Below are 7064 nucleotides of genomic sequence, written 5' to 3'. Positions count from 1 at the left end.
TCATCCTGAAGGCCATGGAAAATGAGGGTCGGCACAGGCCGCTGTAGCTGGCGATCGTCATAGGCCAGTAAATCCTTAGCAAAGTCGTAGCTCAAGGGCAGCAGGCGTTCTGCGGTGTAGTGATAGACTTCCAAAACCCCTGTTTCTTGCCAGCGATGGTATTGATTGCCTAAACGGGGCAGCCAATGGCTGGCGAACTCAAAGGCAGGGGCAAGGAGAAAGAGTTGCACCACTTGGGGATGTTTTTCTGCTAGCCAGGCGGCAGTTAATCCGCCAAAACTTGAGCCAATTATCGTCACGGGTTCCCCAGGAGAAAGCAGCGCCGCTACCTGGGCAATTTGGCGACTCAGCGTTAAGTGAAAAAAATCTCCTTGATTCAGATCAGGAATGAGGAGTGACTGACCGAGTTCCTCAAAGCGATCGCGAAAATACTGAGCTTTACCCGAGCGTGGGGACGAGGCAAATCCATGGAGGTAGAGATATTGCATTGATCAATCATCCCCTGTGAGGAGCGGACATATTTTTGTTGTACTTTATCAATAATCTTAACAAATTTGCCCTTTAGCTATAGGTTTTTTAAGGGTGATCATTGCCAATAGTTCAGAATCAGGATCAAGTAGCCCAATAACGACGAGTCATCGTGAACGAACTGTTACAGTTTCTCACAACTTGCCGCAACATAGCGGTTTCAGTGCTACGATGCCGTTGAATCTGGCTACAGCCCTTTTCGCAAGATGGAGAGAATTACCTCCTCTTTGTGTATCCCATATGCAAGAAAAGGGTTGTATCTAGCCGATCTTAAGGATAAAAACGTGAGCGATTGAGGATCGAACGCATGACAACACTCACTGGGCAACCCCCGCTCTACGGTGGCAGCACCGGCGGCCTCCTCAGCAAAGCGGATACCGAAGAGAAATACGCCATCACGTGGACAAGCCCCAAAGAGCAAGTTTTTGAAATGCCGACGGCTGGGGCTGCGGTGATGCGTGAAGGCGAAAATCTCGTTTACCTTGCCCGTAAAGAGCAGTGCCTTGCCCTCGCTGCCCAACAACTGCGTCCCCGCAAAATTAACGACTATAAAATCTATCGCATTTTCCCCGATGGGGAAACGGTGTTGATCCATCCTAAGGATGGGGTTTTCCCTGAGAAAGTGAACCAAGGGCGTGAAGCCGTCAACAGTGTGCCGCGCTCCATTGGCCAAAATCCCAACCCCTCTCAACTCAAGTTCACGGGCAAAAAGCCCTACGATCCATAGATTGGCCCTGAACAGCCTCTTGAGTGCCCCCTGTGGACCAGCCATGGGGGGGATTTGTTTTAGCTGTCGTTGAGCAGGCCTTCCAGACTATCCTATTTGACCGCTGTGCCTGATGATAAGGAAGACAGAGTCAGGTGACGCCCATGAGTCGTACCCCCCTAATCGAACGCCTAGCGGCTGAAATTGGCCGTGATATTTACATTGATGTGGCCAAATGGCATCTCTACCTTGGGGATGCAAAACTGGCAACCCCCCTTGCTGAGGCCTTTTTGCCCCTCTTGGAACAGGGGGAGATCAATGCGGCGCAGGTCACCAGCATCTTGCAGGAGGTTTCAGTTCCCCTTGGCGGGGGTCAGCACTCCCTTTCCCTCGATCGCCTGATTCCCAAGGCCAACCAAGCGTTGCTGGTAGAACTGCTCAACCGCTTCCGCCAAGAGGAGCTGGAGTTCTAGTGCACCGTGCCCCACTCCTGTTGGGCATTGACCGGGGGCAAAAGATAAATGCGCAGAAGATGACCTGCGATCGCCAGTTGATGGGGAAGCTTCCGCAAGGCCTTCAGCCACTGCGGTTGATTGCTGGCTTCTATGGCTTGGAGTTTTTCGTTAATCTCAACACAGCGTTGCAGACGCGGATAAAACTCAGGGTGGTCAACATTGAGCACCACAGAGAAGGTGCGCGCCGCTGTTTCATTCGTTTTGGCAATCACTTCGCGATCAAATTCCGTGGCATTGAGGCCAAGGGCTTCATAGAATTTGGCACGCTCATGCACCGTCAGGGTATGGGTGGCAAACACCGCTAGCAGGAAGAAACGCATCCAGAGTTTAGCGCCCCAGCCTTGAATCAATTGCGGCTGGGAGTGGATTAGAGCCTTAAAAATATCGCCGTGGCGATTCTCATCCTGGCACCAACTTTCAAAGTAATTAAACAGAGGATAGAAGGAATGTTCAGGGTGCTTTTCAAGGTGACGGTAGATGATGATGTAGCGCCAGTAGCCGATTTTCTCCGATAGATAGACAGTGTAGAGCACCCAGGGCAGGGGGAAAAAGGTGTACTTGCGCGCCTTGGACAGATAGCCCAAGTCCATGGCATGGCCAAAATCCATCATTGCCTTGTTGAGAAACCCTGCGTGCCGCGCCTCATCCCGTGCCATGAGGTGAAAGATTTCCGCCAAAAGGGGGTTGCGATTCTTGAGCTTGCGCGAGAGTTCCTTAAAGAGCAAAAACCCTGAAAACTCAGAGACACAGGAACGCTCAAGATAGTCAATAAAGGCTTTGCGGGTCTCTGCATCCAAGGTGTCCCATGTGCCTTTGAAGGAGTCGTCGCGGACAAAGTGATGGCGGTTGTAGTCTGCCCGCATTTCCGCCAACATTGCTTCGAGTTGTTCCCGCTGGCGACTGAGGTCAAGTTTTGCTGCCTGTTCAAAATCTGTTGTGTAAAAGCGGGGCGTTAAAAGGTTTTCACGAATGGTTTTAACAGTCTGGCCTGAATCAGGGTGGGGGGCGATCGCCACCATAAGCCTTTCACTCCTATAGAACTAAGCCTATGTTTGTCATACCGTTTTACTATACTATATCCCTTAGAATGGTCAAGAATTGTCTTGACGTTTTTGCAAAAGTAAGCGGTTTTGTAATGTTTTTTGAAGTTTCGCTTGACAGCCATATGGTCAAAAAGTAATACTCACCTGTAGCTTGCCGTTCTGCCCCTATCTAGCCCACGGCCATTCCCCGTTGGCAGGCCAACCTTTGCCTCAAAAAAATGTTGAAAATAAATTTCAGGAGCTTTCAGGAGCCACCGCTATGACTGTGCTCTCCCTTGCGCTGCGTGAAGGAACTGCCGAGGCTCACACCTTGGCCGAACGCACTGCCTTCATGAAGTGTTTTGTCCAGGGATTCATTACTCCCAGCCTCTTTCGCCAGTTTCTGGCCAATCTCTATTTCGTTTACACTGCGCTTGAATCGGCTTTGGCCAATACCAAGGGGGCTTCCCTGCGGGCAATGTACTTCCCTGAACTCAACCGCAGCGGTCAATTGGCTGAAGATTTGGCCTTCTACTATGGCGACAATTGGCGGGATCAGATTACGCCCCTCACGGCTACGCGGGTTTACCTCAGTCGCATTCATGATGTGGCTCAGAATGATCCTCTGCTGCTCATTGCCCATTCCTACACCCGCTATATGGGGGATCTCTCTGGGGGACAGGCTCTCGGTAAAATTGTTCGCTCCCACTTGGCGCTGCCCGAAGGTAAAGGCACGGCCTTTTACGAGTTTCCAGCGCTGCCGACCCCAGAGGACAAGAAAGCCTTTAAGCAGCGGTATCGAGAAACCTTAGATGGCCTTGGCCTCGATGAAGGGGCGATCGCCCGCATTGTCAAGGAAGCCAACTTTGCTTTTGCCCTCAACTGCAATCTCATGCACGCCCTTGAGCCTGAGTTAAAAGCCAGCGTTGGCGATCGGGTGTGGCAGTCGGTTGTCATCGAGAACCAGCCCAGTCGGCGAGAGCACCGCCGTCCTGAAGCTGTTGCCGTCTAAGACCCCCTGTTATCTTGTGAGGAGCTTGCAAAAACCCATGAGTGTGGTTCAGCCAATTCAATTTGAGGGGGCACTGCTGCAAAAATACGATCGCCCCCTGCCCCGCTATACGAGTTACCCTACAGCAGCCGAATTTACTGCCGATTTTGATCGCCATTGTTTCCAGCGGGAACTGCTGCGGAGCAACGCAGCGCACTTGCCCCTCTCCTTGTACGTGCATATTCCCTTTTGCCAGAGTGCCTGCTATTTTTGCGGCTGCAACGTGATTATCACCCAAAGCCAAACCATTGCCAAAACCTACTTGGACGCTTTGGCTGAGGAAATTGCCCTAGTTGCTGCACGGCTGGATCGCACTCGTCCAGTAATTCAAATGCACTGGGGCGGCGGTACCCCTAACTACCTCACTATTGACCAGGTGGAATCCCTGTGGCGCACCCTCACCCACCACTTTGAATTTGCCAAGGACGCCGAAATTTCAATTGAGGTGAATCCCCGCTATGTCAACCGCGAGTACCTCTTTCGTCTGCGGGAGCTGGGTTTCAATCGCATCAGCTTTGGCCTGCAGGACTTTGACCCTCAGGTGCAGCTGGCGGTAAATCGCATCCAGCCTGAAGCCTGGCTGTTCCAGGTAATGGAGTGGATTCGCGCTGCTGAGTTTACAAGTGTCAACATTGACCTCATTTATGGCTTGCCCTACCAAACCGTTCAATCCTTTGAAACCACCATTGCCAAGACGCTCCGCCTAAATCCAGATCGCATTGCTGTCTTTAACTTTGCCTATCTGCCCAATCTCAAACCAATTCAAAAGCGTATTGATCCAGCGACGCTACCCGATGGCTCGACCAAGTTGGCCATTTTGCAGCGGGTGATTGAACTGCTGACGAGCCACGGCTATCGGTACATTGGCATGGATCACTTTGCTAAGCCCACGGATGAGCTGGCGATCGCCCAAGAGGCGGGGACGCTCAAGCGCAACTTTCAGGGCTATACAACGCTGCCCCCGGCCGACCTCATTGGCTTTGGTCTGACCTCGATTAGCATGTTGCAGGAGGCCTATGCTCAAAATCAAAAACATTTGGCCACCTACTTCAGTGAGATTGCAGCAGGTCAACTGGCCACAGAGCGCGGTATTCAACTGCGGGATGAGGATTTGCTGCGCCGCGCCATTATCATGGAATTGATGTGCCAGTTTAGCCTCGACAAGGGGGCGATCGCCCGCCAGTTTAATCTCGATTTTGATACCCACTTTGCCCCAGAGTTAGCCGCACTGGAGGAATTGGCCGCCGATGGACTCCTCAAGTTGGGGCGCGATCGCCTAGAGGTCACCCCCGTGGGACGGCTCCTCATCCGCAATATTGCTGCCGCCTTTGATACCTACCTGCAACAAAAATCTGGTAGGACATTTTCCAGGGCCATTTAGTCCCAGATTGGCTTTAGGATTTTCTTGTGGTGCAAGTTCTCGCCATCTGAACTCGCGTCTAAACTTGTAAACGGTGTTGAGGAGTGCCTATGTCATCATCCTTGGAATTGCAACCCCAGACCACCCGCTTCAATTGGGGGTTTGTCCTCTTTTTGGGAGTTATTCATCTTTTAGCAGGAGTTGCCTTTTTCTTTTTCTCTTGGTCTGCGCTGGCAGTCACCCTCTTTCTCCACTGGCTCTTTGGGAGTATCGGCATCTGCTTGGGATACCATCGCCTCTTGAGCCACCGCAGTTTCCAAGTCCCGCAGTGGCTAGAGTATGGCATTGCCCTTTTGGGTGCTTTAGCCATGCAGGGAGGTCCTATTTTTTGGGTCGCTGGCCACCGCTTGCACCATGCCCATACGGAGGATGAAGTGAAAGACCCCTACTCAGCGCGGCGGGGTTTTTGGTGGAGCCACATGCTCTGGCTTGTCTATCCCCAGCCTCAATTCTTTAATGCAGAGGAGTATGCCCGCTTTGCGCCGGACTTGACGCGGCAGGCTTTCTACCGCTGGCTTGATCGCTACTTCTTGCTACTGCAAGTGCCCCTTGCGTTGCTGCTCTATAGCCTCGGCGGTTGGTCTTGGCTACTGTGGGGAGTGTTTGTGCGGGCGGTCTTCCTGTGGCATAGCACTTGGCTAATCAACTCTGCGACTCACAAGTGGGGCTACCGCCGTTTCGACACAGCGGACAACTCCCGTAACCTTTGGTGGGCGGCGCTCCTCACCTACGGCGAAGGTTGGCACAACAACCACCATGCCTATCCCCACGTGGCCAAGGCTGGCTGGTATTGGTGGGAAGTGGATCCCACATGGTGGGTAATTCGCATCCTCCAGGGACTGGGTCTGGCTTCCAAGGTACAGTTGCCTCCGCCCACAGCGTTGTCCTAATTGCCTCGACTGCGTTGGGCGATCGCTAGTTTACTCAGCCGATGGAGATCAACCCCCTCGGCGGTCATTAGCTCTCTCCAGAGAGTATTAATTTTAGGGTTATTGGGCTGCGCCTGTCGCAGTTTCACCAAAGCATCGAGGGCATCATACCAAAGGCCATTGCTAGCCAACAACTCATACCGTTGTAGAGGATTGGCTTGGCGGAGTTGTTGTTCCAGGGTCTTCGGTAGAGCAATCCGTTGCACCCAGCCTTCCACAAAGCGAATCTGGGAGGGATCGGGGTCACTAGGGTTACAAATAAGGCTGACAGTCCAGCGGTAATCTACACCCTCCTGCAGGGGCGGCACGTCATCCGCCAACATAATACTGTCTAGGCGCGGCCGATTGGCCGTGGGAAACTGTTGTTTGTAAATTGGCACCTGTGTCCCGTCGGCAAGGGTCTGAAAGAGCGCAAACTCCAGAGCTTGGTAATTATTGGCGGGTAAATACCAATAAAACGTCGGGCGAGTTGCTGCCGTCAAACCAATGTTACTCGCCGGTACCAATGTGGTTAAATCAGGTTCATTCGCTAGGGTTTGCACTTTACAGATGCCACGGGTGGCCGCCCCCTCACGATTTCCTGGACGGGATAGGTTTTTGGGGGGAATAAATCCAGCCCAACTAAGACCTGCATTGAGGATGAGTACGGTCAAGCTCCAAGGAATGAAATATCGCAGTGACTTGAAAATAGAGCGTTTCATAGGTCAAGATCCTCAGTGAAAAGCGGTCGTGGGGAGTGTTAAGGGATTTTAGGCTTCAGTTTTTGGTCGTTTCCCTATCTGCCACACTCTCAGCATAGGAGTTAGTTGTGGGCTGTGGGGTGATAACTCCAACGTAATTGTGATGATTTCCAGCACGTACCTGTATTGTCTTGGCTCACAACTGAGGTAACT

General features: G+C 52.2%; 8 protein-coding genes. 5 read left to right on the top strand and 3 right to left on the bottom strand.

Annotation, left to right across the window (positions count from 1 at the left end):
* A partial coding sequence (locus tag Q0711_RS07605; protein WP_299042188.1) for a YqiA/YcfP family alpha/beta fold hydrolase occupies positions 1-488 on the bottom strand: 488 nt, incomplete at its 3' end.
* Positions 489-835: 347 nt separating this feature from the next.
* On the opposite strand from Q0711_RS07605, the gene Q0711_RS07600 reads away from it, so the two are divergent.
* Together Q0711_RS07600 and Q0711_RS07595 are read left to right on the top strand one after the other, a co-directional pair.
* A complete protein-coding gene (locus tag Q0711_RS07600) occupies positions 836-1255 on the top strand; it encodes a photosystem I reaction center subunit II PsaD (RefSeq protein ID WP_298614669.1) in 420 nt (139 codons plus the stop codon).
* Positions 1256-1398: 143 nt separating this feature from the next.
* Complete coding sequence (locus tag Q0711_RS07595; protein WP_298613239.1) at positions 1399-1707, top strand: DUF3181 family protein; 309 nt, start codon at positions 1399-1401, stop codon at positions 1705-1707.
* On the opposite strand, the gene acsF is transcribed toward Q0711_RS07595, so the two are convergent.
* Positions 1704-2768, bottom strand: coding sequence for a magnesium-protoporphyrin IX monomethyl ester (oxidative) cyclase (acsF, locus tag Q0711_RS07590; RefSeq protein WP_298613236.1), 1065 nt, complete (start codon positions 2766-2768; stop codon positions 1704-1706). The two genes, Q0711_RS07595 and acsF, sit on opposite strands and share 4 nt — an antisense overlap.
* A gap of 283 nt (positions 2769-3051) precedes the next feature.
* Here acsF and Q0711_RS07585 point away from each other — a divergent pair, with 283 nt between their 5' ends.
* From Q0711_RS07585 to Q0711_RS07575, 3 genes are all read left to right on the top strand, one after another.
* Entirely contained in the window at positions 3052-3783 is a 732-nt protein-coding gene (locus tag Q0711_RS07585; protein WP_298613234.1) for a biliverdin-producing heme oxygenase, read from the top strand.
* Positions 3784-3820: 37 nt separating this feature from the next.
* Positions 3821-5203 carry an oxygen-independent coproporphyrinogen III oxidase gene (gene hemN, locus Q0711_RS07580; protein ID WP_298613231.1) on the top strand — a complete coding sequence of 461 codons (1383 nt, stop codon included), beginning with the start codon at positions 3821-3823 and terminating at the stop codon, positions 5201-5203.
* A gap of 89 nt (positions 5204-5292) precedes the next feature.
* Positions 5293-6132 carry a fatty acid desaturase gene (locus tag Q0711_RS07575; RefSeq protein ID WP_298613228.1) on the top strand — a complete coding sequence of 280 codons (840 nt, stop codon included), beginning with the start codon at positions 5293-5295 and terminating at the stop codon, positions 6130-6132.
* On the opposite strand, the gene Q0711_RS07570 is transcribed toward Q0711_RS07575, so the two are convergent.
* A complete protein-coding gene (locus Q0711_RS07570) occupies positions 6129-6872 on the bottom strand; it encodes a DUF928 domain-containing protein (protein WP_298617118.1) in 744 nt (247 codons plus the stop codon). The two genes, Q0711_RS07575 and Q0711_RS07570, sit on opposite strands and share 4 nt — an antisense overlap.
* Between the last annotated feature and the right edge of the window lie 192 nt (positions 6873-7064).

Source organism: uncultured Thermosynechococcus sp. (genome assembly GCF_937958135.1).
Classification (GTDB): Bacteria; Cyanobacteriota; Cyanobacteriia; order Thermosynechococcales; family Thermosynechococcaceae; genus Thermosynechococcus.
This window is presented reverse-complemented; position numbering and strand designations above follow the sequence as displayed.

Bases quoted from the DNA above. Each gene is read 5' to 3' on its own strand.
- Q0711_RS07600 (WP_298614669.1), top strand. From the start codon at position 836: ATGACAACACTCACTGGGCAACCCCCGCTCTACGGTGGCAGCACCGGC.
- Q0711_RS07595 (WP_298613239.1), top strand. From the start codon at position 1,399: ATGAGTCGTACCCCCCTAATCGAACGCCTAGCGGCTGAAATTGGCCGT.
- acsF (WP_298613236.1), bottom strand. From the start codon at position 2,768: ATGGTGGCGATCGCCCCCCACCCTGATTCAGGCCAGACTGTTAAAACC.
- Q0711_RS07585 (WP_298613234.1), top strand. From the start codon at position 3,052: ATGACTGTGCTCTCCCTTGCGCTGCGTGAAGGAACTGCCGAGGCTCAC.
- hemN (WP_298613231.1), top strand. From the start codon at position 3,821: ATGAGTGTGGTTCAGCCAATTCAATTTGAGGGGGCACTGCTGCAAAAA.
- Q0711_RS07575 (WP_298613228.1), top strand. From the start codon at position 5,293: ATGTCATCATCCTTGGAATTGCAACCCCAGACCACCCGCTTCAATTGG.
- Q0711_RS07570 (WP_298617118.1), bottom strand. From the start codon at position 6,872: ATGAAACGCTCTATTTTCAAGTCACTGCGATATTTCATTCCTTGGAGC.